The sequence below is a fragment of the Acidovorax sp. DW039 genome (assembly GCF_037101375.1).
GTDB lineage: Bacteria > Pseudomonadota > Gammaproteobacteria > Burkholderiales > Burkholderiaceae_C > Acidovorax.
In genome coordinates this window covers 2359490-2386279 of record NZ_AP029019.1, presented here as the reverse complement: position 1 = coordinate 2386279, position 26790 = coordinate 2359490, and the positions used below count along the sequence as shown (strand labels likewise).

Genomic DNA, 26790 nt, shown 5'->3' with positions numbered 1-26790 from the left:
TTACGGACTGACCCCAGAAAAACTTGGGGCAAATCGACACCGCCTCACCGTTGCCCCAACGCCTGCCCCATGCATCTACCGCTGAACGCCCTGCGTGCCTTTGAAGCCGCCGCCCGGCACCTCAACCTCACGCGGGCCGCGCAAGAGTTGCATGTGACGCAGACGGCGGTGAGCCAGCACATTCGCAACCTGGAGGAACGGGTGGGCCAGCCGCTGTTTCGCCGCCTGCCACGCGGCTTGGCGCTGACTGACGAAGGCCAGGCGCTGCTGCCCGCAGTGGCAGAAGCTTTTGGCAGCCTGCAGCGGGCGCTGGAGCAACTGGCCGACAACCGCCCCCGCGAAGTGCTGACCGTGGGGGTGGTGGGTACTTTTGCGGTGGGCTGGCTTTTGCCCCGGCTCAAGCACTTTCAGGAGAGCTGCCCGTTTGTAGACCTGCGCCTGCTCACCCACAACAACCGCGTAGACATGGCTGGCGAAGGGCTGGACTGTGCGATACGGTTTGGCGATGGGGCCTGGCATGGCACGCATGCGCAGCGCATTCTGGAAGCCCCGCTCTCGCCCATGTGTACGCCCGCCATGGCACATGGGCTGGCACACCCCGCCGATCTGGCCCGGCTGCCGCTGCTGCGCACCTACCGCGCCGAGGAATGGACCGACTGGTTTGCCGCAGCAGGCCAGCCCTGCCCGGTGCTGCGCGGGGCGGTGTTCGATTCGTCGTTGACGCTGGCCGAAGCCGCAGCGCAGGGGGCAGGCGTGGCGCTGCTGCCCGTCAAGCTGTTCACGCGCGAGCTGCAGCAGGGCCGACTGGTGCAGCCCTTTGCGCTGGAGCTGCCACGCGGTGCCTACTGGCTCACGCGACTCCAGTCGCGTGCCCCTACCGCGGCCATGCTGGCATTTCAGCAGTGGCTGCTCAAGCAGGCGACTCCAGGTGCCAGCGGTGCACTACCCGCATAAACTCGGCATGTCCGCAGAGAGTTACAAACAAAAAGAGCCGCTAGCGCTCATGCATAAAGCGCAAGCAGCTCTCTTATTGATAGCAAAAAGAGGAAGGCACGCTACCGCTCAGGCAGCGAGCAGCCCCGCCAGGTGCGACTGCACTGCCTGCGTGCCCACCGCAGCCAGGCCGAAGGCCGCGGGCTGCCGCAGCCACTGGTGCATCAGACCATCCACCAGGGCGAACAGGCCCAGCGCCGCAGTGGCGGGGTCAGCGCCTGAACGCAGGTCACCCTTGGCAGCGCCCTGCGCCAGTGCACTCTGCAGGCATTGCAAACCGGCGCTCCGGTCGGCATCCAGCCGGGCCACCAGCGGGGCTGTGCCTTCCGGCTCGCTGACCTGCCCCAGGATGCGCAGCACCTGCTGCGTGGGCTGAGACCCCTCCAGCCACGCCAGCGGTGCCGTGGCCATGCGTGCCAGCATGTGCCGCAGGGGCATGGCTGGCGTAGCTACCGAAGGCGCTCGCTCCCAGGGTTTGAGCACTTCCCACGGGAGCTGGGTGGTGTCCAGCAGGGCCTCCAGCAGATCAAAGCGATCGCGGAAGTGCCAGTACACCGCCCCTCGCGTCACCCCTGCGCGGTCGGCCACATCCTGCATGGAGCAACGCTGGAAGCCCTGCTCCATGAACACCTCCAGCGCACCGTCCAGAATGCTCTGCCGGGTTTGCAGGGCTTCCTGTCTTGTTCTACGCACCATGGCTTGCCCCCGGTTTCAGGACTGTCCGTCCGTCCAGCCGCCGCCCAGCGCCTTGTACAGGGTGACGCCATTGGTCAGCCGGGACAGCCGGGTGCTGATGAGGGATTGACGGGCGCTGTACCACGAGCGCTGGGCATCCAGCACATCCAGGTAGCTGTCCACACCGCGGTCAAAGCGCGCTTGCGAGAGCTGGAACGCCTCGCCACTGGCCTGCACCAGCGCCGTCTGCGCCTCTAGCTGGTCGCCCACTGCGCTGCGCTGTGCCAGCGCATCGGCCACTTCGCGGAAAGCGGTCTGGATGGCCTTTTCATACTGCGCCAGCGCAATACCCTGGGCAGCCTTGGCACTGTCGAGGTTGGCCTGGTTGGCACCGCCATCAAAAATCGGCAGGCTGATCTGGGGGATGAAGCTCCAGCTGCCCGCTCCGGCCTTGAACAGGCTGGAAAGCTCGTTGCTGCTGGCCCCTGCCGTTGCCGTGAGGCTGATGCGCGGATAGAACGCAGCCCGGGCCACGCCGATGTTGGCCGTGGCGGCCTTGAGCTGGTGCTCGGACTGGAGCAGGTCGGGCCTGCGCAGCAGCAGGTCTGACGGCATGCCCGCTGGCAGCTCGGGCAAGGCGTTCAGCGCATCGCCCATGGCATCGGGTGCCAGCGCATCAGGCACCGGGGTGCCCAGCAGCAGTGCCAGCGCATTGCGGTCTTGCGCAATCTGGCCGGTATAGCGGGCCACGTCCACACGGGCGCTCTCCACGCTGGTCTGCAGTTGGCGCAGCGTCAGGGCCGAAGTCGCCCCCACCTCGTAGCGCCTTTGCGTGAGCTGGTAGCTCTCGTTCTGGGTGCGCAGGGTTTCCTGTGCGATGGCGAGACGCTCCACATCCGCAGCCCAGTTCAGATAGGCCGAGGTCACCTCCGCCACCAGACTGATCTGCGTGCTGCGGCGGGCCTGCTCGGTGGCCAGGTACTGCTCCAGCGCCTGGTTGCTCAGGTTGCGCACGCGGCCAAACAGGTCCAGCTCATAGGCGCTCACGCCCAGGTTGGCGCTGTATTGGTGGCTCGTCACGGCACGGCCTGCGCCCGAAAGGCTGGCCGGGGTGCGGGCCGCCGTTCCGCTACCTGCCGCGTTGACGGTGGGCAGCGTCTGCGCGTCCTGCACGCGGTATTGCGCCCGGGCCTGCTCGATGTTGAGCACCGCCACACGCAGATCGCGGTTGTTGGCCAGGGCCAGCTCAATCAGGTTGCGCAGCTTGGCGTCTGCAAAAAAGCTGCGCCAGTCGATATCGGCGGCAGCGGCCGCACTGGCCGAGCCAGTGGCAGCCTGATCGGCAGAAGCACCTGGATAAGACGCAGGCACCGGAGCGGCGGGCCGCTCGTAGGTGGGAGCCAGATTGGCGCACCCCGCCAGCGCAAGCGCGGCAGCCAGCAAGGACAGATTCAGGAAACGAGGCATTTGCATTTCAATGGCCCTCCGACAAAGCGGGCGTGGCTGCGGGCATGGCATGGCCAGCCTCTGGCTTCTTGCGCCCAAACAGCTTTTGAACAATCACGAAGAACAGCGGCACCATGAAGATGGCCAGCACCGTGCCCGACACCATGCCACCCACCACGGCCGTGCCCAGCGCGTTTTGCGCACCGGCACCCGCGCCCTTGCTCAGCATCAGGGGCAGCACCCCCAGGATGAAGGCGAGCGACGTCATCAGGATGGGGCGCAGCCGCATGCGGGCCGCAGTGATGGCGGAATCCACCAGCGAATGTCCCTGGGCGTACAGCTCCTTGGCAAATTCCACAATCAGGATCGCGTTCTTGGACGCAAGCCCCACCGTGGTGAGCAAGCCCACCTGGAAGTACACGTCGTTCATCTTCCAGGTCAGGATCGCACCCACCAGCGTGCCCAGCACCCCCAGCGGCACCACCAGCAGCACCGAGAACGGAATCGACCAGCTCTCATACAACGCTGCCAGACACAGGAACACCACCAGGAGGGACACGGCATACAGCAGCGTTGCACGACCACCGGCCTCACGCTCCTGGCGCGAGACGCCTGTCCATTCAAAGCCGATGCCCGCAGGCAGCTCAGACGCATGGCGCTCCACCAGATCCAGTGCCTGACCGCTGGACATGGCCCCCGGCAAGGCCATCCCCATGATCTCGACCGAAGGCACACCGTTGTAGCGCTCCAGGCGCGGCGAGCCCATGGTCCAGCTGAAGGTGGAGAAGGCGCTGAACGGAACCATGGTGCCGCTGCTATTGCGCACGTACCACTTGTGGATGTCTTCCGGTGCCATGCGGTGCGGTGCATCCGCCTGCAAAAACACCTTCTTCACGCGACCCTTGTCGATGAAGTCGTTGACATAGCTGCTGCCCCACGCGGCCGACAGGGTGTTGTTGATGTCGCTCATCGACAGGCCCAGCGCGCCTGCCTTGTGTTCGTCAATGTCCAGACGGAACTGGGGCGCGTCTTCCATGCCGTTGGGGCGCACCGCCACCAGGCCGGGCTCCTTCATCAGCGCGCCCAGCAACTGGTTGCGCGCCGCCATCAGGGCCTCATGGCCCAGGTTGGCACGGTCTTGCAGCATCAGGTCAAAGCCGCTGGCGTTGCCCAGCTCAGACACGGCAGGAGGCGCAAACGCAAACACCGAGGCATTGCGGATCTGCGACAGGGCACCCATGGCCTTGTTGGCCACGTTCTGCGCCTTCAGGGCGGCACCGGGGCGCTCGTCCCAGGGCTTGAGCTTGACGAAGGCAAAGCCCGCGTTCTGCCCGCTACCCGCAAAGCTGAAGCCTGCCACGGTGAAGATGGCGTCTACGGCGTCCTTCTGGTCTTCCAGAAAGTGCTTCTGTACTTGCTCCAGCACCTTTTCAGTGTTCTTCTGGGGCGAGCCGGGGGGCAACTGCACCAGGGCAAACAGCGTGCCCTGGTCTTCCTCGGGCAGGAAGCCTGCGGGAATCTTGGTGAACACAAAGCCCACGGCCACCACCAGCACGGCGTAGCCCACCATCCAGCGTCCGCCGCGATTCAGGATGCTCTTGACCACGCCCTGGTAGCCGCGGTTGCTGCGGTCAAACGCGCGGTTGAAGGCACCAAAGAAACCCTTGGTGGCCAGGCCGTGGCCCTTGGGCACGGGCTTGAGCAGCGTGGCGCACAGCGCAGGCGTCAGGATCATCGCCACCAGCACCGACAGCGTCATGGCCGACACGATGGTCACCGTGAACTGGCGGTAGATGACGCCTGTGGAGCCACCGAAGAAGGCCATGGGCACGAACACGGCCGCCAGCACCAGGGCCACACCCACCAGCGCGCCGGTGATCTGCCCCATGGACTTGCGCGTGGCCTCCAGCGGTGAGAGCCCTTCTTCGCTCATCACCCGCTCCACGTTCTCGACCACCACAATGGCATCGTCCACCAGCAACCCGATGGCCAGCACCATGGCCAGCATGGTCAGCGTGTTGAGCGAATAGCCGAATGCGGCCAGCACCCCAAACGTGCCCAGCAACACCACGGGCACGGCGATGGTGGGAATCAGCGTGGCGCGGAAGTTCTGCAGGAACAGGTACATCACCACAAACACCAGCACCACGGCTTCCACCAGGGTCTTGACCACTTCCTGGATGGAGATGCGCACGAAGGGCGTCGTGTCATAGGGCTTGATGACCTTCATGCCGGGCGGGAAGAACTTGCTCAGTTCGGCCAGCTTGGCATCCACCCCCTTGACGGTGTTGAGGGCATTGGCACCGGTGGCCAGCTTGATGGCCAGACCGGCTGCGGGCATGCCGTTGTAGCGCGCCACGGTGGCATAGCTCTCGCCACCCAGTTCAATGCGGGCAACGTCCTTCAGGCGCACGGCAGCGCCGTTGGTCTGGGTGCGCAGCAGAATCTCGGCAAACTCCTCGGCTGTCTTCAGGCGGGTTTGCGCAGTGATGGTGGCGTTGAGCTGCTGCTCGGGCACCGAGGGCAAGCCACCGATCTGGCCTGCAGACACCTGTGCGTTCTGGGCCTGAATGGCTGCCTTCACGTCCAGCGGTGTGAGGTTGTAGCTGTTCAGCTTGCCAGGGTCCATCCAGATGCGCATGGCGTACTGCGACCCGAACAGGGTCGTGTCGCCCACGCCTTCCACGCGGCTGATCGGGTCTTGCACGTTGGCGGCCACGTAGTCGGACAGGTCAGAGCCGTTGAGCTTGCCGTCTTCCGAAACGAACGCCAGCACGTTCAGGAAGTTGTTGGCCGACTTGGTGACCTGCACGCCCTGTTGCTGCACTTCTTGCGGCAGCAGGGGCGTGGCCAGGGCCAGCTTGTTCTGCACCTGCACCTGGGCGGTGTCGGGGTTGGTACCGGTCTCGAACGTGAGGGTGATGGTCACGCTGCCCGACGACTCGCTGGTGGACGAGATGTACGACAGCCGGTCCAGCCCCTTCATCTTCTGCTCGATGACCTGGGTTACGGTGTCTTCCAGCGTCTTGGACGATGCGCCGGGGTACGAAGCCGAGATGGCAATGGCGGGCGGGGCAATGCTGGGGTACTGGGCGATGGGCAGTGTCAGCACTGCCATCACACCGGCCAGCATGGTGATGATGGATAGCACCCACGCGAAGATGGGGCGGTCTATGAAAAAACGGGCCATGGGAATCTCTCGGTGGGATGCTCAATGGGTGCCGGTGCCAGCCGCAGGGGCAGCAGCAACGGAGTTCTGGGCCTTGGCAGGCGCTGCATCAGCCGTCTTTTGCACCGCGGCGCTGCTCTCGCCCTTCTGTGCGGTGGCGGGTGCGTAGGGCTGGGTCTGCACGGGCTGACCGGGGCGGGCCTTTTGCTGGCCTTCCACAGCCACCACTTCACCCGCCTTGAGGCCACCGCTCACCAGCCACTGGTCGCCCACCATGCGGTCGGTGGTCAGCATGCGCTGCTCCAGCTTGCCGCCCTCGCCCACCACGTAGACGTAAGGCTTGCCGGTGCTGTCACGCGCTACCGCAGGCTGGGGCACCAGCAGGGCCTGCTCCAGCACACCTTCCTCCAGCACAGCACGGGCATACATGCCAGGCAGCAGGTCTGCACGGGGGTTGGGGAACTCGGCACGCAGGGTGACGGCACCTGTGGTCTGGTCCACGGTCACGTCAGAGAACTGCAGCTTGCCGGGCTGGGCATACACGCTGCCGTCTTCGAGCACCAGACGCACCTTGGCGGTGCCGCCCTTGAGCTTGCCAGCGTCCATGGAACGCTTGAGTGCCAGCAGCGTGGTTGTGGACTGCGTGACATCCACATAGATCGGATCGAGCTGCTGCACGGTGGCCATGGCACTGGCCTGGTTGGCCGTGACCAGTGCACCGGGGGTGACGGTGGAGCGGCCAATGCGCCCGCTGATGGGCGAGGTGATGCGGGTGTAGTCCAGGTTGATGCGCTGGGTTTGCAGCGCCGCGCGGGCGGAGCTGACCTCGGCTTCGGCCTGCTGCAGCGATGCTGCAGCGTCATCCGCATCCTGCTGGCTCACAGCCTTGATGGCGGCCAGCTCCTTGTAGCGACCCGCCTTCAGGCGCACCGTGACCAGGTTGGCCTCGGCTTTTGCCAGGGTAGCCTGGGCGCTGTCCACGTTGGCGCGGTAGGTGGCGGGGTCAATCTGGTACAGCAGGTCGCCCGCCTTGACATCGCTGCCTTCCTTGAAGCGGCGCTGCAGCACCAGGCCAGTGATCTGGGGGCGCACTTCGGCAATGAGTGCAGGGGCTACGCGGCCGGGCAGCTCGGTGGTCAAGGCCAGCTTTTGGGGTTGCACCGTGACCACGCTGACTTGTGGCGTGCCCTGCCCGCCCGTGGCAGGGGGCTTGGGAGCTTCGCCGCAGGCGGCCAGGACGAGGGCAGAAACGGCCGCCAGTGAGGCTGCAGGCCGGAGAAAAACAGTATGCAGGCGCATGAACAAAGCTCCTTTGCCACACACCCCGGTTGGATGTGCTGACAGGTTGAAAATACCAATTAAATGTACCGAACGGTACGGTATTGACGATTATCAAATTGACACATTCAACTTGTCAAGCAAAAATAGACTCATCAGTACAGTTAAGGAGACACGATGAAGGTTCGGACGGAAGCACGGCGCGAGGCCATCCTGGAAGTCGCGTCCCAGGTGTTCCTTGAATTCGGTTTTGAGCGCGCCTCCATGGCCGAGATCGTTCGCCGCATTGGCGGCTCCAAGTCCACGATCTACGGCTACTACCCTTCCAAGGAAGCACTTTTCCAGGCGGTGACAAAAGCTGCCGGGGAGCAGCATGTGCGCCCAGCCTTCGACGCGCTGGCCGCGCATGACATCAGTGCAGGCGTCTACGAGGTGCTGTGCAGGTTTGCAGAGACCCTGGCGGTATTCATGTGCAGTGAGCAGATCATGGCCACGCACCGCATGGTGCTGGCCGAAGCGGGAAACTCCAACATGGGCGAGCTGTTCTACGAAGCAGGCCCGAAATGCGGCACCACGGACCTGGCCGCATTTTTTGGCCGCGTGATGGACCAAGGCAGCATGCGCAAGGCCGACACGGTGCTGGCGGCGCAACAGTTCATCGCCTTGATGCAGGCAGAAATCCAGCCGCGCTGGTACTACCGCAACCCGCCCCCGCTGACCAAAGCCGAAATCCATGCACGCGCCCACCGCGCGGTGGACACCTTTGCCCGGGCCTACGAGTTGCAGCGCACTGCACCGCAGGAGCCTACCGATACAACAGCGGTGTCTGAGCAGGGCGATGAGTCAGCCTGAGCGCTGCAGAGCCCGGAAGCCTCAAGCCAAAATGGCCTCTAGCGCTTATTGATCAAGCGCAAGCAGCTATTGAATTCATAGCAATTCAAAGATCGCACTGCGCGGGGTCCAGAAACTCCTGCGCATAGCGCAGATGCACCCCCTGCTGCACGAACACGTCAAAGAGGTCGGGGTCGATATGGCCGTTGTCGCACATGCGGCGCATGATGGCCAGGGCCTGCGACAAGGTCATGCCGCTTTTGTAGGGGCGGTCTGCAGCGGTGAGTGCCTCGAACACATCGGCAATGCCCATCATGCGGGCCTGCCATGACATCTGCTCGCGCGTCAGCCCCCGCGGGTAGCCTTTGCCGTCCATGCGCTCGTGATGGCCTCCGGCGTACTCGGGCACATGGCTCAGGTGCCGGGGCCAGGGCAGCGTCTCCAGCATGCGGTTGGTGGCCACGATGTGGTGGTTGATCACGTCACGCTCTGCCTGCGTCAGCGTGCCCGAGCGGATGGTCAGGTTCTCCACCTCGTCGGCGGTCAGAAAGCTGGTCTGCACCCCGGCCGGGCTGCGCCACTGGCGCTGCTGGGCAATGTCGCGCACGCGCTGCTGGTCTTGTGCCGCCATAGCCTCCGCACCCACGTTGCAGCGGCGCAGAAACTCGCGGTCACCGTCCAGGCTGGCCAGTTCTTGCTGCAGGGCGTCTTGCACTTTTTGCTCGGCCGCAGCGTCCACCACGGGGCGCAAGGCAAGCTGCTGACGCAAGGCGGCCAGTTCTGCATCGCGTTTGAGAACCTCGGTGCGGGTATCGATCAGCCCGATGCGGTCATACAGCGTCTGCAGCTTGGTGGCCTTGTCCACCACATGCACGGGCGTGGTGATTTTTCCGCAGTCGTGCAGCAGCCCCGCCATCTTGAGTTCGTAGCGGTCCCGGTCGGTCATGCGGAAATCTGCCAGCGGCCCGTGCTGCGCGGCATGTGCTGCCTCGGCCAGCATCATCGTCAGCGCAGGCACCCGCTGGCAGTGTCCACCGGTGTAGGGCGACTTTTCATCAATGGCCACGTTGATGAGGTTGACGAAGGACTCGAACAGCCGCTCCAGCTGCGTGATCAGCAAGCGGTTGCTCAAGGCAATCGCCGCCTGCGAGGCCAGCGACTCCGCCAGGCTCTGGTCGTCCGCAGAAAACGCCAGCACTTCGCCCGTCTCAGGGTCCAGCGCGTTGATGAGCTGCAGCACCCCGATCAGCTCGCCCTCGTGGTTCTTCATGGGCACCGCCAGGAAGGACTGCGAGCGGTAGCCCATGCGCTCATCAAACGCACGGGTGCCAGAAAAATCAAAACTCTGCTGGCAATAGGCGTCCGCAATGTTCACCGTACGCTGGTGAATGGCCGCAAACGCGGCCACCAGGGTGTCGTTGGGCGCTCCATCCGGCCGGCGCAACGGCAGCAGCGGAAAATCAATTGCATTGCCTGTGGTGCCACCCAGCCGCAGCCCCAGCGAATGCGTGCGCAGCATGGCAAACCGCAGCGCATGACCGTCTTCCGTCACGGTGTAGAGGGTGGAGCCATCGGCCCCGACCAGAGCGCGGGCGGCCTCCAGAATGCTTTCGAGCAAACGGTCAATGTCCTGCTCGCGCGAAAGATCGGCACCAATGCGGTTGAGCTGCTCCAGCCGACGCTGCAGCAGGGTTGACGGGGCATGGCCCATGGTGTGGGGGCCTGGGGGCTGCGAGCTCATGGTCTGTAATGGTGGGGAGGCGCGTGGGGCAATCGCAAACCACGCCATCGTAACGAAATGTGGCCGCTATCATCCCCGTCCTTTCCCGGCCTTTTTTCATCTCTCAGGCCCTCTGCCACAAGATGTCCTTCTCCCCTCCCCGCTTTCTGACTGCAGCGCTCTACCAGTTCGTTGATCTGCCGGACTTTGCAGACCTGCGCGCGCCGCTGCAGGCGCAGTGCGACGCCCATGGGGTGCGCGGCATGCTGCTTTTGGCGCATGAGGGCATCAACGGCACCATTGCCGGAACCCCTGCGGGCGTCCAAGCGGTGCTGGACTGGCTGCGCAGCGACAGCCGCTTTGCGGCCCTGCAACACAAAGAGGCCGCGACAGACCACATGCCGTTCTATCGCATGCGAGTGCGGCTCAAGAAAGAGATCGTCACCCTCGGGGTGCCGGGCCTGAACCCGGCGCGCAATGCGGGCCAGTACGTCAAGCCGCAGGACTGGAATGCGCTGATCACCGACCCGAGTGTGGTCGTGATCGACACACGCAACGACTACGAAGTGGGCATAGGCACTTTTGAGCGGGCCATCAACCCGCACACCCGCAGCTTTGCGGAGTTTCCGGCCTGGGTGGCGCAGCAATCGCAACCCGGCGGCGTGCTGGAAGGTAAGCCCAAGGTGGCCATGTTCTGCACCGGTGGCATACGCTGCGAAAAATCCACCGCCCTGCTCAAATCACAGGGCTTTGACGAGGTGTACCACCTGGAGGGCGGCATCCTCAAGTACCTGGAAACCGTGCCCGAAGAAGACAGCCGCTGGCGGGGTGAATGCTTTGTCTTTGACGAGCGCGTCTCGGTAGGCCACGGGCTGACCCAGGGGAGCTACCAGCTGTGCCGGTCGTGCCGCATGCCCTTGGGAGAGGCCGAATTGGCGCACCCCCACTACGTACGCGGCGTAAGCTGCCCTTACTGCCACGGCACCCGCACCCCAGAGCAAGAACGTGCCCTGGCTGAACGCGAGCGGCAAATGCAGCTGGCCGCACAGCGGGGCCAGGAACATATCGGCGCCCGCCAGCCCGGTAGCACGGCACCTGTGACAACACCTTACTCCGAGCAGGACGAAGCCCCATGACCGCCCTGCCCATCCTCTACTCTTTTCGCCGCTGCCCTTACGCCATGCGCGCACGCCTGGCGCTGGCCGTGAGCGGCCAAGCGTGCGAACTGCGCGAGGTGGTGCTGCGCAACAAGCCCCAGGCGTTGCTACAAGCGTCCCCCAAGGGCACGGTGCCTGTGCTGGTACTGCCCAGCGGCCAGGTGCTAGAACAAAGCCTGGACATCATGCACTGGGCCCTGGCCCTCCATGACCCCGAGCGGTGGCTCCAGCCCAGCCGGGGCACCGTGGCCGACATGCTGGCCCTGGTAGCGCAATGCGATGGCCCTTTCAAACACGCGCTGGACCGATGCAAGTACCCCAGCCGTTACCCCGGTGCCGATGTGGAGGCAGAGCGCACGGCAGCCACGGCCTGGCTTGGCCAACTGAACGACGGCCTAGCCACAACGCCCTACCTGTTTGGCCACCATGCGAGCCTGGCAGACATGGCGATTGCGCCATTTGTTCGGCAGTACGCAGGCATTGACGCAGAGGCATGGGCCGCACAGCCGTGGCCCCATCTGCAAGCGTGGCTGGAACAGTTTCAAGGCAGCGCACTTCTCGCCAGCGTGATGGACAAGTTCCCGCCATGGGAAGAAGGAACAGCGGGGGTGGAGTTTCCGCCGACGCACGCGCCCTCTTGACCGCATCACCGAGCCCATCAGTTCCTGTTCTGCAGACTTCAACGCCCGCAACGGAAAAACCAAAGAAAAACAAAAGGCGCTCATCAGAGCGCCTTTTTCGTCACGGGACTGACAACAACCCGCTGCTTCAGGCAGCAGAGAACCGTGCGGGCTGGCTGCCTTTGAGCCCACGCACCAGCAGTGCCAGAAGCACCAGCCCAAAGCCCACAAAGCAGATGAACGACCAGTTGGCAATGGAGCCGCCCAGAAACGTCCAGTCAATGGCGGTGCAGTCGCCCGAGCCACGGAAGATCATGGGGATGGCGCGGCTGATGGGGTAGTTCTCGATCATGCCGTAGAAGTCACGGCCACAGGTGGCGATCTCGGGGGGGTACCACTGCAGCCAGCTTTGGCGCGCGGCCACAAAGGCACCAAAGCCAGAAGCCACCAGCGCCAGCACACCCCAACACATCCACCAGCCTTTTGAGCCTCTGGCGCTTGCCAGACCTGCGCAGACAGCTACCAAAATAAGAGCATACCGCTGCACGATGCACATGGGGCATGGCTCCAGCCCCACCACATGCTGCAGATACATGCCAAAGGCCAGCATGGCCACGCAGGCAACGCTGATGAGCGCCAGCACACGGCGTGGGGCTTGATCGATCCAGTTCAATACCATCATTCTTGTCCTAGTTGTCTAGTTGTCCTAGTCGTCGTAGCTGCCGCAGAGACTCTGGCAGCCACTCCCGTCCAGAAAGGTCAAGAATGGCTGCAGGCGTCAGATGCCTGCGGCATGGTCCAGAAAAACGCGAGCTCGGCGAGGCGTCACCACCAGAGTTTCCCCTTCCTTGAAACCCTGCTCCCGGAATTGCTGGGCCGGGATCTGCGCCTCAATCAGGGCCTCAGAGCCCGCATTGTCCGCTGGTTTGTGATCGTCGCTGGGAATAAGTTCCAGTCGCGCAATCGGCCCCACCACAATCGCACGGCTGAGCTGGGCCACGATACCGCGTGGGCGGCCTGCAGCATCCAGCCCTGCACCGGGTGCGTAGCGCTCCACATCCAGGTCATGCGGGCGCACATAGGCAAAGGCTTTGGCGTTTTGCGCGCTCTGGTGCTCTGGCGAGTCGATCTGCATCCCCTGCAGGTGCACCAGGCCTTCGTGGGCCCGCCCATGGAACAGGTTCACGTCACCCAGGAAGCCGTACACAAACGGGCTGGCGGGCTGGTCCCACACCTGCTGGGGCGAGCCGCTTTGCTCAATGCGCCCCTGGTTGATGACGACCACGCGATCGGCGACTTCCAGCGCCTCTTCCTGGTCGTGGGTCACAAAGATGCTGGTCACGTGCAGCTCGTCATGCAGGCGGCGCAGCCACCGGCGCAGTTCCTTGCGCACCTTGGCATCAAGCGCACCAAACGGCTCATCCAGCAGCAACACCTTGGGCTCCACCGCCAGGGCACGGGCCAGCGCAATGCGCTGGCGCTGGCCGCCCGAGAGCTGCGATGGGTAGCGATCTGCCAGCCAATCGAGCTGCACCAGCTTGAGCAGGTCGGTCACCTTCTGCTTGATCTGTGCCTCGCTGGGCCGCTCGCCGCGGGGCTTGACGCGCAGGCCGAAGGCAACGTTCTCGAACACCGTCATGTGGCGGAACAGCGCGTAGTGCTGGAACACAAAGCCCACATTGCGGTCTCGCACATGCACATCCGTGGTGTCTTCGCCACTGAAATGGATGGTTCCCACGTCGGCCGTCTCCAGCCCCGCAATGATGCGCAGCAAGGTCGTCTTGCCGCAGCCCGAAGGGCCCAGCAGGGCAATCAGCTCACCCGATGCGATATTGAGGCTGACATCCCGCAGGGCCTGGAAATCGCCAAACTGCTTGCTGACGTTGCGAATTTCAATGCTCATGGTGTTTCTTCCTTTGACGGGCCGTTCAGCGGGCCGCTGCGTCTGCGGGGCGCTCGGGCGGCAGGTCGCTGGCGGCCTTCAGAGCCTGTTCATTGCGGTGTTCTGCAATGGTCTTGATGACCAGCGTGACCAGGGCCAGCAAGGCCAGCAGGGACGCCGCTGCAAATGCAGCCACAGACTGGTATTCGTTGTAGAGAATTTCGACGTGCAGCGGAATGGTGTTGGTCTGCCCACGGATGTGGCCCGACACGACCGAGACCGCGCCAAACTCGCCCATGGCACGGGCGTTGCACAGAATCACGCCATACAGCAGGCCCCATTTGATGTTGGGCAAGGTGACGTACCAGAACGTCTGCCAGCCCGTAGCGCCCAGCACGATGGCCGCCTGCTCCTCATCATTGCCCTGCGCCTGCATCAGCGGGATCAGCTCACGGGCAATGAAGGGAAAGGTGACGAACACGGTGGCCAGCACAATGCCGGGCACGGCAAAGATGATCTTGATGTCGTGCGACTGCAGCCAGGGGCCAAACCAGCCCTGCGCGCCAAACATCAGCACATAGATCAGGCCTGCCACCACCGGAGAAACGGAAAACGGCAAATCCACCAGCGTGGTCAAGAACGCCTTGCCCCTGAACTCGTACTTGGCAATGCACCAGGCCGCCGCCACGCCAAACACCAGGTTCAGCGGCACGGCAATCAGTGCCGTCAGCAAAGTGAGCTTGATGGCGGACCACGCATCAGGCTCGCGCAGGCCTTCCAGGTAGGCACCGAAGCCCTTGCGCAGGGCCTCTGCAAACACTGCGGCCAAGGGCAGCACCAGAAACAGCAGCATGAACGCCAGTGCAATGGTGATCAGCGTATAGCGCACCCAGGGTGCTTCGGTGGTGCCAGCCTGGGCGCGGCGCACGGTACGGGTGTTCACGGCGCTCATGCGGGCGCTCCTGCGTTGCGGCGCTGCCAGGCCTGCAGCGCGTTAATGACGAGCAGCAGGATGAACGAGATCACCAGCATGACGACGGCCACGGCGGTAGCACCGGCATAGTCGTACTGCTCCAGCTTGCCAATGATGATGAGCGGCGTGATTTCAGAAACCATGGGCATGTTGCCTGCGATGAAGATGACCGAGCCGTATTCGCCCACCGCGCGAGCAAACGCCATGGCAAAGCCTGTGAGCAGCGCGGGCGTGATGGACGGCAGGATCACTTTGGTAAAAGTCTGCCAGCGCGTGGCACCGAGGCAGGTGGCGGCTTCTTCCAGCTCTTTCTCCGCGTCTTCCAGCACGGGTTGCACCGTGCGCACCACAAAGGGCAAGCCGATGAAGATCAGTGCAATCACCACCCCGGCAGGCTTGAAGGCCAGCTGAATGCCCATGGGCTCCAGAATGCTGCCCACCCAGCCATTGCCCGCCAACAGCGCCGTCAGAGAGATACCAGCCACCGCGGTAGGTAACGCAAAAGGCAGATCGACCAGGGCGTCCACGATCTTCTTGCCGGGAAACTTGTAGCGCACCAGCACCCAAGCAATCAGCAGGCCAAAAAACAGGTTCACCAGCGCCGCCAGAAAAGATGCGCCAAAGGTCAGCCGGTACGAGGCCAGCACCCGGGGCGCGCTGATGGCCGCCCAGAACTGTTCCCAGGTCAGCGTTGCTGTCTTGAAGATCAGCGCCGACAGTGGAATCAGCACGATGATGCTGAGATAGAAAAGGGTGTAGCCAAGCGAGAGCCCGAAGCCAGGCAGCACGCGCTTGGACGCGCGCCTGCCTGCTGGGGCCGTGGCCACAGCAGTCGCAGTGGTCATGGGATGAGCCTGAAAGTAGCCGGGGCCTTACTTGGCGCTGCCGGGGGTGTAGAGCTTGTCGAACTGACCACCGTCGTTGAAGTGCACCTTCTGGGCTTCCGTCAACGAGCCAAAGTACTTGGCCACCGTGAACTGCTTGATGGGCTTGAAGGTGGCGGCGTACTTCTTGAGCACGGCTTCCGAGCGGGGGCGGATGGCATGCTTGGCAGCAATTTCCTGAGCCTCTTCCGAGTACAGGTAGTCCAGGTAGGCTTTGGCCAATTGGGCAGTGCCCTTCTTGGCAACAGTGCGCTCCACCACGGCAACGGGGTTCTCAGCCACCACGCTGACGGAGGGGTACACGGCATCGACCTTGCCGGCACCAAATTCGCGGTCGATGGAAACGACCTCTGATTCAAACGTGATCAGCACATCGCCCTGGTTGCGCTGCAGGAAGGTGGCCGTCGCATCGCGCCCGCCCTTGGCCAGCACGGGCACGTTCTTGTAGAGCTTGCCCACAAACTCGGCAGCCTGCGCCTCGGTTCCGCCTTTTTCGCGGATGGCACCCCACGCCGCCAGATAGGCGTAACGGCCGTTACCGCCCGTCTTGGGGTTCACCACAATCACTTGCACGCCGGGTTTGATGAGGTCTTCCCAGTCCTTGATGTTCTTGGGGTTGCCGTTACGCACCAGGAACAACATGGTCGACGTGGTGGGGGACGCGTCGTTGGGAAACTTCTTGTTCCAGTCCTTTGCGACCACGCCGTTGTCAGCCAGGAACTGCACGTCGGTGGTGGTGTTCATGGTGACCACATCTGCGGCCAGGCCGTCATTCACGGCGCGGGCCTGGGCGCTGGATCCCGCATGGGATTGGTCCACCTTCACATCCTGCCCGGTCGTTTTCTTGTAGTGCGCAATAAACGCGGCGTTGTAGTCCTTGTAGAACTCACGAGCAACGTCGTACGACACGTTGAGCAGCGTGTTCTGCGCGCATGCGATGCCGCTGACAGTCAGAGCCAAGGAAGCCAGAAGAGTCTTGAGTTTCAAAGAAGTCATGTCGCGTCGCCCAAATAGCTGGATATGCCCGATTGTGAGCACCAGCGCTTTAAAACTCAAAAGAATATATTCTTGTTAATTAATCGACTGTGAGAATATAGAAAATGTACGCTGCATTCATCGGAAGCAGACCGCCCTTGCGCAGCGCGCGCAGAGAGCACACCCGCCCAACAAACCGAAGCAGGTTTTCCATGAAATATGGCTCTAGCGCAATCTGGATCAGCGCAAGCAGCTATGTTTTCAATAGCATCAATCCTGCAAAGCGCTTTGCGGATGCTCTGCCATCTGCCCCACCGCGAAAGCCCCGCCCCCCTCCTGCGTGAGAGATTGCAGCAGGGCAACGCCCAAAGGCCATTCACCGTGTCCGGATTCAATGTTGATGTGCCCCGCGTTTTGCATGCGCACAAATTCACTGCCCCAGGCCCTTGCATAGGCACCCGCCAGGCGAATCGGGCAGTATGGATCGTTGCTGCTGGCCACCAGAATGCTGCGGTACGGTAGGGGCGCATAAGGCACCGGAGCAAAGTCACTGAGCACAGCCCTGCGCTCCGGGTCTGCGGGAGCGACCAGCAAGGCCCCCTTGACGCGCGCAACGGCTTCCTCGCCCATGTGGGTCGTCGCAATGCAACCCAGGCTGTGGGCGACGATGACCACCGGGTGCGGCTGCGCCAGAACAGTCTTTTCCAGCTGTGCCACCCAGGCCGCGCGGGTAGGAGTGATCCAGTCGTCCTGCACCACGCGGCAGGCGTTGGGCAGGCGCTCAGCCCAGATCGATTGCCAGTGGCCGGGGCCAGAATCCCGCCAGCCCGGCACGATGATGATGGAGGTAGATGTCACGGCGTCACTTGTCCCTTCGGTCCGGCCCAAGGTATGGCGGTGGCAGAACTGCGCGTCTGCACTGCCGCCCTTGGGAAGGCATGCTTATTTGTTGGGCTGGGGAGTGATACGCAGGTAGGGGCGCACCGCCTTGAACCCCTTGGGAAAGCGCTGGGCGATCTCGGCAGGGTCCTGCAGGCTGGGCACGATGATCACGTCGTCGCCATCCTTCCAGTTGGCGGGCGTGGCGACCTTGTGGCTGTCGGTCAGCTGCAGGGAGTCAATCACCCGCAGAATTTCATCGAAATTGCGCCCGGTGCTGGCCGGGTAGGTAAAGGTCGTGCGGATCACCTTTTTGGGGTCGATGATAAACACACTGCGCACCGTCACCGTGGTGGATGCGTTGGGGTGGATCATGTCGTACAGATCTGCCACCTTGCGGTCTGCATCTGCCAGGATGGGAAAGTTCACCGTGGTGTTCTGGGTGTCATTGATGTCATGCACCCAGCGCTGGTGGGAATCCACAGGGTCCACGCTCACCGCAATCGGTTTCACACCGCGCTTGGCAAACTCGGAGCCCAAGGCCGCCGTCTTGCCCAGCTCGGTAGTGCACACGGGGGTGAAATCCGCAGGATGGGAAAACAGCACCACCCACGAATTGCCCGCCCACTCATGAAAGCGGATGGGCCCGGCAGTGGAGTCTTGGGTGAAATCAGGGGCGGTATCGCCCAGGCGCAGCGTAGTCATGCATGGCTCCCTTGATAAATGAAGCCTGATTGTGGACAGCCACACTTAAAACCCAAACGAATATATAGGCGTTACTTAATCTCGAAGTTATCTAAAGAAACTTCATCCACCTCTCATCGCCAGCGAAGACGACCCAGACGAAAAAAGGCACGCCGAGGCGTGCCTTTGCTGGTTCAGATGCGAGGTTGAGGCTGTTAAACCGGATGAGCAGGCTCAGCTGCCGCCTCTGCATTCATAGGGCTTAGAAGCTCTCCCACTCATCATCCGCCCCACCGGCTGTCTTGGCACCGGCTGCAGCCTTGGGCGCGCCCCCTGCCGCCGCAGTGTTTGTCGCCCCACCGGGCGCTGGCGCTGCCTTGGCCACTGGTGCCGCCAGGCTGGCCGCTGGCTTGTTGGTTGGAGTCTTGCCCAGCTTGGCTGCTGTCTGGCCAGTTTTGCCTGCCAATGCGCTCTTGGCGCTGTAGGCCGGTGTTGCGGCACGGCTGATGCTCTGCGCAGGGGCTGCGCTGCGGTAGCTGGCGTCTTGTGCGAGCTTGAAGACAGCCACGGCGTTGACGAGTTCTCCAGCCTGACCATTGAGGCTGGCTGCCGCTGCGGCCATTTCTTCCACCAGGGCTGCGTTTTGCTGGGTGGCCTGGTCCATTTGCGTGACGGCTTCTCCCACCTGGCCTACGCCCTGGCTTTGTTCGCTGCTGGCGGCGCTGATCTCGCCCATGATGTCGGTGACGCGGCGGATGGCGGTGACGACTTCGGTCATGGTTTCACCGGCCTTGTCTACCAGGAGGCTGCCTTGCTCTACGCGCTCTACGCTGGCGGTGATGAGGCTCTTGATTTCCTTGGCGGCTTCTGCGCTGCGCTGGGCGAGGCTGCGCACTTCTCCGGCCACCACGGCAAAGCCGCGGCCTTGTTCGCCTGCACGGGCGGCTTCCACTGCGGCGTTCAGCGCCAGGATGTTGGTCTGGAAGGCGATGCCGTCGATGACGGTGATGATGTCGGCAATCTTGTTGCTGCTGGCGTTGATGCCTTTCATGGTCTCCACCACTTCGGCAACGACGGAGCCGCCTTGCTCTGCCACGCTGGAGGCGTTCATGGCCAGCTGGTTGGCGGTGCGGGCGTTGTCGGCGTTTTGCCGCACGGTGGAGCCGAGCTCTTCCATGGAGGCTGCGGTTTCCTGCAGGGCGCTGGCTTGCTGTTCGGTGCGTGCGCTCAGGTCGTTGTTGCCGGAGGCGATCTGGGCGCTGGCGGAGGCGACGCTTTCGGAGTTCTGGCGTACGACGGAGACGGTGCGCACGAGGCTTTGCTGCATGCGGGCCAGGGCGCTCAGCAGCTGGCCGGTTTCGTCTTGCGAGGTGACTTCGATGGGGGCTGTGAGGTCGCCTGCGGCAACCTGGTCTGCGATGACGACTGCGCGATTGAGCGGTGCGGTGATGGAGCGGATGATGGCCAGGGCCAGCGCTATTGCAAGGCCGATGGCCAGAGCCATCGCGATCAGGACGTCGCGTTGCAGGGCATGGAGGGCATCCTCTGCACGACTTCCAGCTTCTGTCGTGCGCTTTGCCTGCAGCTCAATCTGCTCTTTGATGGTGGCCTGATAGGCAATCTGCGCTGGCCGCAACTGCGTTTCCAGATATTTGGAAGCCTCTTCTTTATTACCCTGTTTGATCAGCGCAAGAAACTCATCCGCGTGCTTGATGAAGTCACCTCTTTGCGCGGTCATTTTTTTGAGAATGGCTTTACCCTCGTCTGAAGTCACCAGTTCTTCTAGCTGTTTGTACTGTGCTGTAACAGCCTGCCTGGCTTTGGTTATCACATCATTGGCGCGACCATTGATTTCAGGCGAATCAAAAATGACCAGATTTCGGTACTGGATGGCCTGGCTGCTGACTCCGTCTTCCAGAATTCCTAAAGCCTTGGTAACGGGAATTCGAGTCTTCAACACATCATCAAGCTCGGCCTTCTGGTGAGCGGAACGTATCCAGCTCACACTTCCCAAGACGATCATGAGTAACACCAGAATGCCAAATGCAACTGTCAGTCTTGTCGAAATTTTCAGGTTTTTCATAGGAGCTCAGAGTGGGGAAATCAAAGCAACGGAAACGCAACCAAGCTGTTAAAAATTTATACCGTAAAACCAATATCCCTCAGAACTGATTCGACGCATCCTGGCAACAGAAATCAGGCAAACAAGCCCAGATAATGATGAGAATGGCTCGTAAATAGGACTTATGCGCACGAATGGAAATGCGCCAAAACCCCGACAGAAAATGCTTGCTGGGGCGAGCCCGGTAAGGCAAATGGTTTACAAGGTCACCGCTTCGAACGCGGGATAAAGCTCATCAATCCAGTGATCCAGCTCATCCTGGGATACATGCAGATGATCCATGCACGCCTGCCCATGTTGCGTCCATTCGCGGGTGGGCGCGAGGTTTTCGTGGTGGTTGACCAGAAACTCCGCCAGCAAGCCCAAGGCCACAAGATGGCGCACCGTGGGGTCGAAGCGCTCGTCATGCAGGCATGAAAAATCGTGGTGCAGCCAGATGGCCTGGGCCACTTCGGGAGGCAAGTGCCAGGTGCGGGCCACGATGGCGCCCATGACAGCATGGTCCGTGCGGTGCGCAGCGTTTTCTGTCTGGGTAAAGGTTCGATCCTTGCGGGCCAGGGCCTCTGTCACCGTGCCTGAATATCCACGCACCGCCTTGACCAGGACGGGCATGCCGACATGGCAAAACAGGCCGAAGCTGTAACCCAGTCCCGGGTCGAAGCTGTAGAGCTGGCGCCCGATGTGTTCGCAAGCAATGGCCTTGCGCTGTGAGCTTTCCCAGAAATGCTCAAGCAAGGGGGTTCTCACATGCAAAGCGTTGCGGGTGATGAAGGCAGACAGCAGTTCCACGGCAGGCTGCAGGCCCAGCACCATGAGCGCCATGCCGACGGTCTGGACGGGCTGGGCCAAACCGTACAAAGGGCTGTTGGCAGTGCGGATCACCGCAGCGGCCATGGCCACATCAGAGGAAGCCAGTTGTTCGAGCGCCGCTGAATCCAGCTCAGGCGCGGCGATGATTTCCTGCAAGCGCACCAGCGACTCGGGACACGGTGGAATGACGATCGCGCGCACGCTGGGGTGTGCCCGGGCCTTCTGGATATCTTGGTCGATCAAATGAGAGGTCACGGCGGCTACACGCTCAGGTACCGAAGCGGACATGGAGGCGCTTTCAGGACGGTTTCAATTCGTTGCATTGTGCCGCCAAAAGCGGGACGCTCCCGCATAAAAAGCCCTTCAACAGACGCGGTGTGTCGGATGCGCACCGAAGATGGGTCGCACCCGCGTTGAGAGCGCACGCTCACCGTTACCACAAAGTTAAATACTAGGTTCCTGGCCGGTTTGACGAGTCTGTGCGACGCGGAAGACTGTTGCGCCCAGGCATGGTCTCGCCCAAAAAATCGAGAAACCGGCGTACCGCAGGCGAGAGGCCCCGGCGAGAGGCAAACACCGCGTGCACGATCGCAGGGGGCGGAGCCCAGTCGGGCAACACGCGCACCAGCCTGCGTTCGCGCATCTCGTCCTGGCACATGTAGTCGGGCAACCAGCAAATGCCGGTGCCTGCCAATGCCGCAAGCTTGAGGGTCAGCAGATCGTCAGCCACGTAGCGAGGGGTGTAGTGCACCACCTGGTGCACGCCCCCGGGGCCCAACAGGTTCCACGATGCTTTGCCATCCACCGCCGACATGGCCATGCTGTCCATGCGCGCAAGATCGTCCAAGGTAGCAGGCGTCCCTTGCCGGTTGAGCAAATCGGGGCTGGCCACCAGCACCTGCGTGGCCTGGTCCAGGCGCTTGACGACCATGCTGGCGCTGTCTTCCAGCGAAGGGCGAACCCGCAGTGCTACATCGATCCCCTCCTCCACCACGTTGACGGCGCGATTGCTAACCTGCATCTCCACCCTCACCAAAGGGTGTTGGGCCAAAAAGGTGGGCATCAGCTCGGCCAGAACGGTTTGCGCAAGTGTCACGGGGCAGCTCACCCTCACCGTTCCGCGGGGTTCGGTCTGCACCTGGGCCACGATGTCTTGCGCTGCCTGGGCGGATTCCCGCATGGCTTGGCAATGCCGCAAAAAGGCTTCACCCACTTCTGTGAGAGACAGCTTGCGGGTGGTGCGCTGCAAAAGGCGCACACCGAGGTGAGCTTCCAGATCGGACACCCGGCGCGAAAGACGCGACTTGGGAATGCCCAGCGCGCGCCCGGCCGCCGCAAAGCCGCCGCGCTCCACCACCTCCGCAAAGTACAGCATGTCGTTCAGGTCCTGCATGGTTGTCTCTCTGTTCTCCAACTCTGAGCAAAGGGCCACAGGCCAAAAGGCCAAAAAAAATACACATCGTTCCAATATTGGAACAATCTATCGCGTTTGCGGGTGCTTATCAAATGTTTTGAGCACATCCACAATCTCTCTAACGCGGCAAACGGTATGCCGCCTATCGGAGAACAACCATGCAACTGCTTCACATCGACTCTTCCATCGCCGGCGCCGCCTCTGTTTCTCGCCAACTGACAGCACAGACCGTTGCTGCCTGGAAGGCTGCCCATCCAGACACGCAAGTCACGTACCTGGACCTGGTGGCCAATGCGCCTTCTCACTTCACCATGGATGCCATGGCTCCACGCACCGGCCAGACGGAGGGCCTGAGCGAAAGCCAGCAGCGCGAAAACGCAGTGTCCGAGCAGTTGGTAAGCCAGTTCCTGGCCGCAGATGTGGTGGTGATTGGTGCTCCGTTCTACAACTTCGGCATTCCCACGCAGCTCAAGGCCTGGATTGACCGCATTGCCCAGCCAGGCCGCACGTTCAAGTACGGCGCCAACGGTCCAGAGGGTCTGGCCAAGGGCAAGATCGTGATCGTGGCCTCTGCCCGTGGCGGCGTGTATTCCACCAGCGAAGGTGGCCGCGCTCTGGAGCATCAGGAAAGCTACCTGCAAACCGTGATGGGCTTCTTCGGTGTGACCGATGTGCGCTTTGTGCGCGCCGAAGGCGTGGCCATGGGCCCAGACGCCAAGGCACAGGCCATGGCTGCGGCTACCCAGCACATCAGCACAGCGGCCGCCTGAGGGCAATAAACGCTGCGATCTCGCCAGATCGCAACCCTGCAAAAGCGCAAGGCGCTATGTTTTACATAGCGCCTTGCGCTTTATTCATGGGCGCTACAGCCATTTTTTCCTGCAACTCGCTCAGCAAGTCATTGGAACTGCGCCGATCAGGCCACCAAAGCCTCAGGCCGGTGCAACCAATGTGCCTGCAGTTCCTGCGGCGTCAGTGACTTGGCAAACAGCCAGCCCTGAAAACGGTGGCAGCCCATGGCGGCCAGCAATTCAAACTGTGCCTCGGTCTCTACCCCCTCTGCCACCACCTCCAGCCTGAGCGTGCGTGCCAGGGCGTGCACCGTGGCGCAGATCTCCCGGTCATTCACATCCACGCAGATGTCTTTGACGAAGGCTTTGTCGATCTTCAGCTCGGCCAGTGGCAAGCGCTTGAGCTTGATGAGCGAGGAGTGCCCCGTGCCAAAGTCGTCCATGGAAAGGCCAAAGCCCGCCTGCTTGAGCTCCATAGCTGTGACGTACAGCGATTCCTCCAGCAGTTCAGACTCAGTGATTTCGAGCACGAATTCACCGGGGCTGCGCCCAGCCTCCCTGGTCAACTCCAACAGTGAATTGACAAAACCCGGTTCGCGCAACTGGATGGTGGAGATGTTGATGGAGATGAGAGGCACCTCGTAGCCCGCAGCGCTCCACACGGCCGCCTGACAGCAGGCGCGCTCAAACACCCAGCGCCCCAGCGGAATGATGAGCCCGCTGGCTTCAGCAATCGGCACAAACTCGTCAGGCGGCACCAACCGCCCATCCTTGCGCCAGCGCAGCAGAGCCTCCACGCCCACCAGTTGCCGTTGACGGTCCAGCTGGGGCTGGTATTCAAGACTCAGCTCGTTGCCCTGCAAAGCCAGATGCAAGCGACGGCGCAACTCCTGCCGCTCCTGCGCCTGACGGGTCAGCTCCTCGATGTAGAAACGGTAGGAGCCACGTCCACTGCTCTTGATGTCATGCAACGCGGTGTGCGCATTGCGCACCAGTGTGACGGCGTCCTGGGCATCATCCGGGAACAGGCTGATGCCGATGCTGGCACCGACGAACTGCGGACCTACTCCCGCCAGCTCCCAGGGCTCCATGAACTGATCCACCAGCGATGCAGCCAGCTGCGCAACCTCGTTGCGCGTGTGCGAGCGCGCCAGCAGCACCATGAACTCATCCTCACCCAGCCGCGCCAAAAACCCGCGCCCCTGCAGGTGCTGGGCGATGCGCCGGGCGGCCTCCTGCAAAAGCTTGTCGCCCATGCGGTGGCCATAGGTCTCATTCACGTTATTGAAGTGGTCCAGATCCAGCAGCAGCACGGCTACGCACTGGTCTGACGGGCCTTGCTGCGCCGCCAGCTGAACGGCCTGGTCCAGCGCATCCTCGAAATAGCGGCGGTTGGGCAGCCCGGTCAGCGGGTCAAAGTGCGCAACGCGGTAAAGCTTTTCTTCGTTGTGAAGAATGGCCGCCTCTGCAGCGTGCAGGCGGTCCAGCAGGCTCACCACAATGGCTTGTCGCAGGGCTGTCAGCAGCAGCACCGCCAGGCAGCAGGCCAGAATCAGCGCATGCAGGATTCCGCTGCCCCCCTGCGCCCGGAAGAGGAACCACAGCGTGGCACTGGCCATCACCATGGTGAAGAGAGGCACCCAGTTCATGAGCTGATGACAGCGCTGGCGGTATGCAGGGTTGGTGCTGATGTGCCCACGGAAAAACCGTGTCCCCCAGCCCATGAGCATGGCCGCAAGAGAGAACAAGCCATTCGTCCAGTTGCCCGGGGCGGGCTGGCCTTGCAGCTCCATCACATTCCAATGCATCCAGCTGATGCCGTAACAGACCATACCCGCCAGGATCAGCACCTGACACCAGCGCAAGCGCACCCCCAGGCTGGGCACCGCCAGCACAGCCACGCTGGCAGCGGTCAGAAAACTCACGGGGTATGCCACCAGCACCGCGCCCACCAAAAAGGAACGCAAATCGCCGCTGGGCACATAAATCACCAGCGTCACCGCCAGCAGCGACAACACTGCGCCACCAAAGTCCAAAGAAGAGGCATAGACCCGGTCCCGTGACATGCGCTGGAAGCTCACGCGCATGATGGTCAACGCCCAGACCGGGCCTGCCAGCAGGAAAAGCCCATCGGCTGGGGACGGGAAGGGATTCCAGTCCAGAGCCACTTGCAGGTTCCACACCACCTGACCCAGAAAGATCAGCACCGAGCCAGCCAGCAGCCCGCCCACCAAAAAGCGATCTACAGGCGCTGCCATAACCCAGCCACGCCACGAGAGGAAGACGGCCAATAAAAAAGCCAGCGTCCAGCTGGCATTGTCATAAAACAGTTGGGCGGGCAGATGGCCAGAGACCAATGCGGCAGCGTAGAGCCCAGCGACGAGGCCCATCCAGCACATCACCAGCCATCTCTCTGCCTTGTGCATCGCTCCACTGCCCTCGGGGAAGTTGAAACACGGGTTTACACAAGCTTACATGAAGTGTCTTAACCCCCTCTGACGCCCTTCTTGCGACAGCGTTGGGAGCGCAAAACGCAAAGGAATCTCAGACGAAAAAAAGCGGGCTCAAGAGCCCGCTTCACAAAGTCAGCAAAAGTCGAATCGACAAGGCGAAGTTCAGAACCCAGGAATCACTGCGCCCTTGAACTCCGTCAGGATGAACTTGCGCACTTCTTCCGAGTGGTAGGCCTTGACGAGCTTGCCCACCCAAGGCTTGTCCTTGTCGGCTTCACGGATAGCCAGGATGTTCACGTAAGGGCTCTTGGCGCTTTCCTGGGCAATCGCATCCTTGCCGGGGTTCAGCCCAGCGGACAAGGCAAAGTTGGTGTTGATGGCCGATGCGTCCAGGTCATCCAGTGAGCGGGGCAGCTGCGCTGCGTCCAGCTCCACGAACTTGATCTTCTTGGGGTTGTCGATCACGTCCAGCGGCGTGGCCTTGAGGCCTGCCTCGGGGCGCAGCTTGATCAGGCCCTTGTCCTGCAGCACCAACAACACACGGCCACCATTGGTGGGGTCGTTGGGAATGCCGAACTTGGCACCCTGCTTCAGCTCGTCCAGGCTCTTGACCTTCTTGGAGTAGATACCAATCGGGAAGTTGACGGTGTAGCCGGGCGATACAAACTTGTAGCCACGATCCTTGATCTGCTGGTCCAGGTAAGGCTTGTGCTGGTAGCTGTTGGCGTCCAGGTCACCCGCAGCGAGGGCGGCGTTGGGTTGAACGTAGTCGCTGAACTCCACCACCTGAATCTTCAGGCCGTCTTTCTCGGCAACCTTCTTCACCACTTCAAAAATCTGTGCGTGCGGGCCTCCGGTAACGCCCACCTTGATGGGTTTGTCCTGGGCTGTGGCAGCGGTGGCAAAACCGGCGGCCAGAGCCAGGGCGAGAGCGGATTGCAGCAGGGAACGCTTGTTCACGGAAAACACCTTTCGAATAGAGATGTTTCCGATGGTACGCAAGGCACCTTAAAACTCAAAAGAATAAGTTTTAA

22 protein-coding genes are annotated in these 26790 nt (G+C 62.2%); 5 read left to right on the top strand and 17 right to left on the bottom strand.

Annotated elements, in window-relative coordinates; translation table 11 throughout:
• The first annotated feature begins 69 nt into the window (after positions 1-69).
• On the top strand, positions 70-954 hold the full coding sequence (locus tag AACH87_RS10575) for a LysR family transcriptional regulator (protein WP_338798774.1): 885 nt from the start codon (positions 70-72) through the stop codon (positions 952-954).
• Between the two features lie 108 nt (positions 955-1062).
• Here AACH87_RS10575 and AACH87_RS10570 read toward each other — a convergent pair whose 3' ends face one another.
• Genes AACH87_RS10570 through AACH87_RS10555 form a run of 4 tightly spaced genes read right to left on the bottom strand, consistent with a single transcriptional unit; the run spans position 1063 to position 7582 of the window.
• Complete coding sequence (locus AACH87_RS10570) at positions 1063-1689, bottom strand: TetR family transcriptional regulator (protein WP_338798773.1); 627 nt, start codon at positions 1687-1689, stop codon at positions 1063-1065.
• Between the two features lie 15 nt (positions 1690-1704).
• Positions 1705-3135 carry an AdeC/AdeK/OprM family multidrug efflux complex outer membrane factor gene (gene adeC, locus AACH87_RS10565; RefSeq protein WP_338798772.1) on the bottom strand — a complete coding sequence of 477 codons (1431 nt, stop codon included), beginning with the start codon at positions 3133-3135 and terminating at the stop codon, positions 1705-1707.
• 7 nt (positions 3136-3142) lie between these two features.
• Positions 3143-6304 carry an efflux RND transporter permease subunit gene (locus tag AACH87_RS10560; RefSeq protein ID WP_338798771.1) on the bottom strand — a complete coding sequence of 1054 codons (3162 nt, stop codon included), beginning with the start codon at positions 6302-6304 and terminating at the stop codon, positions 3143-3145.
• 21 nt (positions 6305-6325) lie between these two features.
• Positions 6326-7582: an efflux RND transporter periplasmic adaptor subunit gene (locus AACH87_RS10555; RefSeq protein WP_338798770.1), complete on the bottom strand. Its 1257-nt coding sequence runs from the start codon at positions 7580-7582 to the stop codon at positions 6326-6328.
• Between the two features lie 156 nt (positions 7583-7738).
• Here AACH87_RS10555 and AACH87_RS10550 point away from each other — a divergent pair, with 156 nt between their 5' ends.
• Positions 7739-8413: a TetR/AcrR family transcriptional regulator gene (locus AACH87_RS10550; protein WP_338798769.1), complete on the top strand. Its 675-nt coding sequence runs from the start codon at positions 7739-7741 to the stop codon at positions 8411-8413.
• 85 nt (positions 8414-8498) lie between these two features.
• Here AACH87_RS10550 and AACH87_RS10545 read toward each other — a convergent pair whose 3' ends face one another.
• On the bottom strand, positions 8499-10103 hold the full coding sequence (locus AACH87_RS10545) for an HD domain-containing phosphohydrolase (protein ID WP_338798923.1): 1605 nt from the start codon (positions 10101-10103) through the stop codon (positions 8499-8501).
• A 152-nt stretch (positions 10104-10255) separates the two neighbouring features.
• On the opposite strand from AACH87_RS10545, the gene AACH87_RS10540 reads away from it, so the two are divergent.
• Together AACH87_RS10540 and AACH87_RS10535 are read left to right on the top strand one after the other, a co-directional pair.
• Positions 10256-11248 (top strand): rhodanese-related sulfurtransferase, encoded by a 993-nt coding sequence (locus AACH87_RS10540; protein WP_338798768.1) that lies wholly within the window; start codon positions 10256-10258, stop codon positions 11246-11248.
• A complete protein-coding gene (locus tag AACH87_RS10535) occupies positions 11245-11910 on the top strand; it encodes a glutathione S-transferase (RefSeq protein ID WP_338798767.1) in 666 nt (221 codons plus the stop codon). The genes AACH87_RS10540 and AACH87_RS10535 overlap by 4 nt, the downstream gene beginning before the upstream one ends.
• Before the next feature lie 127 nt (positions 11911-12037).
• On the opposite strand, the gene AACH87_RS10530 is transcribed toward AACH87_RS10535, so the two are convergent.
• The 10 genes from AACH87_RS10530 to AACH87_RS10485 all read right to left on the bottom strand — a co-directional run bounded on the left by AACH87_RS10530 (position 12038) and on the right by AACH87_RS10485 (position 22491).
• Positions 12038-12568: a disulfide bond formation protein B gene (locus tag AACH87_RS10530; RefSeq protein ID WP_338798765.1), complete on the bottom strand. Its 531-nt coding sequence runs from the start codon at positions 12566-12568 to the stop codon at positions 12038-12040.
• A 99-nt stretch (positions 12569-12667) separates the two neighbouring features.
• A complete protein-coding gene (locus AACH87_RS10525) occupies positions 12668-13792 on the bottom strand; it encodes a sulfate ABC transporter ATP-binding protein (RefSeq protein WP_338798764.1) in 1125 nt (374 codons plus the stop codon).
• A gap of 25 nt (positions 13793-13817) precedes the next feature.
• Positions 13818-14723 (bottom strand): sulfate ABC transporter permease subunit CysW, encoded by a 906-nt coding sequence (gene cysW / locus AACH87_RS10520; protein WP_338798763.1) that lies wholly within the window; start codon positions 14721-14723, stop codon positions 13818-13820.
• Positions 14720-15589: a sulfate ABC transporter permease subunit CysT gene (gene cysT, locus AACH87_RS10515; protein WP_338798762.1), complete on the bottom strand. Its 870-nt coding sequence runs from the start codon at positions 15587-15589 to the stop codon at positions 14720-14722. The genes cysW and cysT overlap by 4 nt, the downstream gene beginning before the upstream one ends.
• Positions 15590-15616: 27 nt before the next feature.
• Complete coding sequence (locus AACH87_RS10510; RefSeq protein WP_338798761.1) at positions 15617-16624, bottom strand: sulfate ABC transporter substrate-binding protein; 1008 nt, start codon at positions 16622-16624, stop codon at positions 15617-15619.
• Positions 16625-16873: 249 nt separating this feature from the next.
• Positions 16874-17461: an alpha/beta hydrolase gene (locus AACH87_RS10505; RefSeq protein WP_338798760.1), complete on the bottom strand. Its 588-nt coding sequence runs from the start codon at positions 17459-17461 to the stop codon at positions 16874-16876.
• An 84-nt stretch (positions 17462-17545) separates the two neighbouring features.
• Positions 17546-18187, bottom strand: a complete 642-nt coding sequence (locus AACH87_RS10500) for a peroxiredoxin (protein ID WP_338798759.1) — start codon at positions 18185-18187, stop codon at positions 17546-17548.
• A 241-nt stretch (positions 18188-18428) separates the two neighbouring features.
• Positions 18429-20249 carry a methyl-accepting chemotaxis protein gene (locus AACH87_RS10495; protein ID WP_338798758.1) on the bottom strand — a complete coding sequence of 607 codons (1821 nt, stop codon included), beginning with the start codon at positions 20247-20249 and terminating at the stop codon, positions 18429-18431.
• Between the two features lie 237 nt (positions 20250-20486).
• Positions 20487-21386: an HDOD domain-containing protein gene (locus tag AACH87_RS10490; RefSeq protein WP_338798756.1), complete on the bottom strand. Its 900-nt coding sequence runs from the start codon at positions 21384-21386 to the stop codon at positions 20487-20489.
• 163 nt (positions 21387-21549) lie between these two features.
• Positions 21550-22491, bottom strand: a complete 942-nt coding sequence (locus AACH87_RS10485) for a LysR substrate-binding domain-containing protein (RefSeq protein ID WP_338798755.1) — start codon at positions 22489-22491, stop codon at positions 21550-21552.
• A 179-nt stretch (positions 22492-22670) separates the two neighbouring features.
• Here AACH87_RS10485 and AACH87_RS10480 point away from each other — a divergent pair, with 179 nt between their 5' ends.
• On the top strand, positions 22671-23282 hold the full coding sequence (locus tag AACH87_RS10480) for an FMN-dependent NADH-azoreductase (protein WP_338798754.1): 612 nt from the start codon (positions 22671-22673) through the stop codon (positions 23280-23282).
• A gap of 146 nt (positions 23283-23428) precedes the next feature.
• Here the strand turns inward: AACH87_RS10480 and AACH87_RS10475 are convergent, their stop codons facing one another.
• Both AACH87_RS10475 and AACH87_RS10470 read right to left on the bottom strand, forming a co-directional pair.
• Positions 23429-25693 (bottom strand): EAL domain-containing protein, encoded by a 2265-nt coding sequence (locus AACH87_RS10475; protein WP_338798753.1) that lies wholly within the window; start codon positions 25691-25693, stop codon positions 23429-23431.
• 225 nt (positions 25694-25918) lie between these two features.
• Positions 25919-26716 (bottom strand): MetQ/NlpA family ABC transporter substrate-binding protein, encoded by a 798-nt coding sequence (locus AACH87_RS10470; protein WP_338798752.1) that lies wholly within the window; start codon positions 26714-26716, stop codon positions 25919-25921.
• Between the last annotated feature and the right edge of the window lie 74 nt (positions 26717-26790).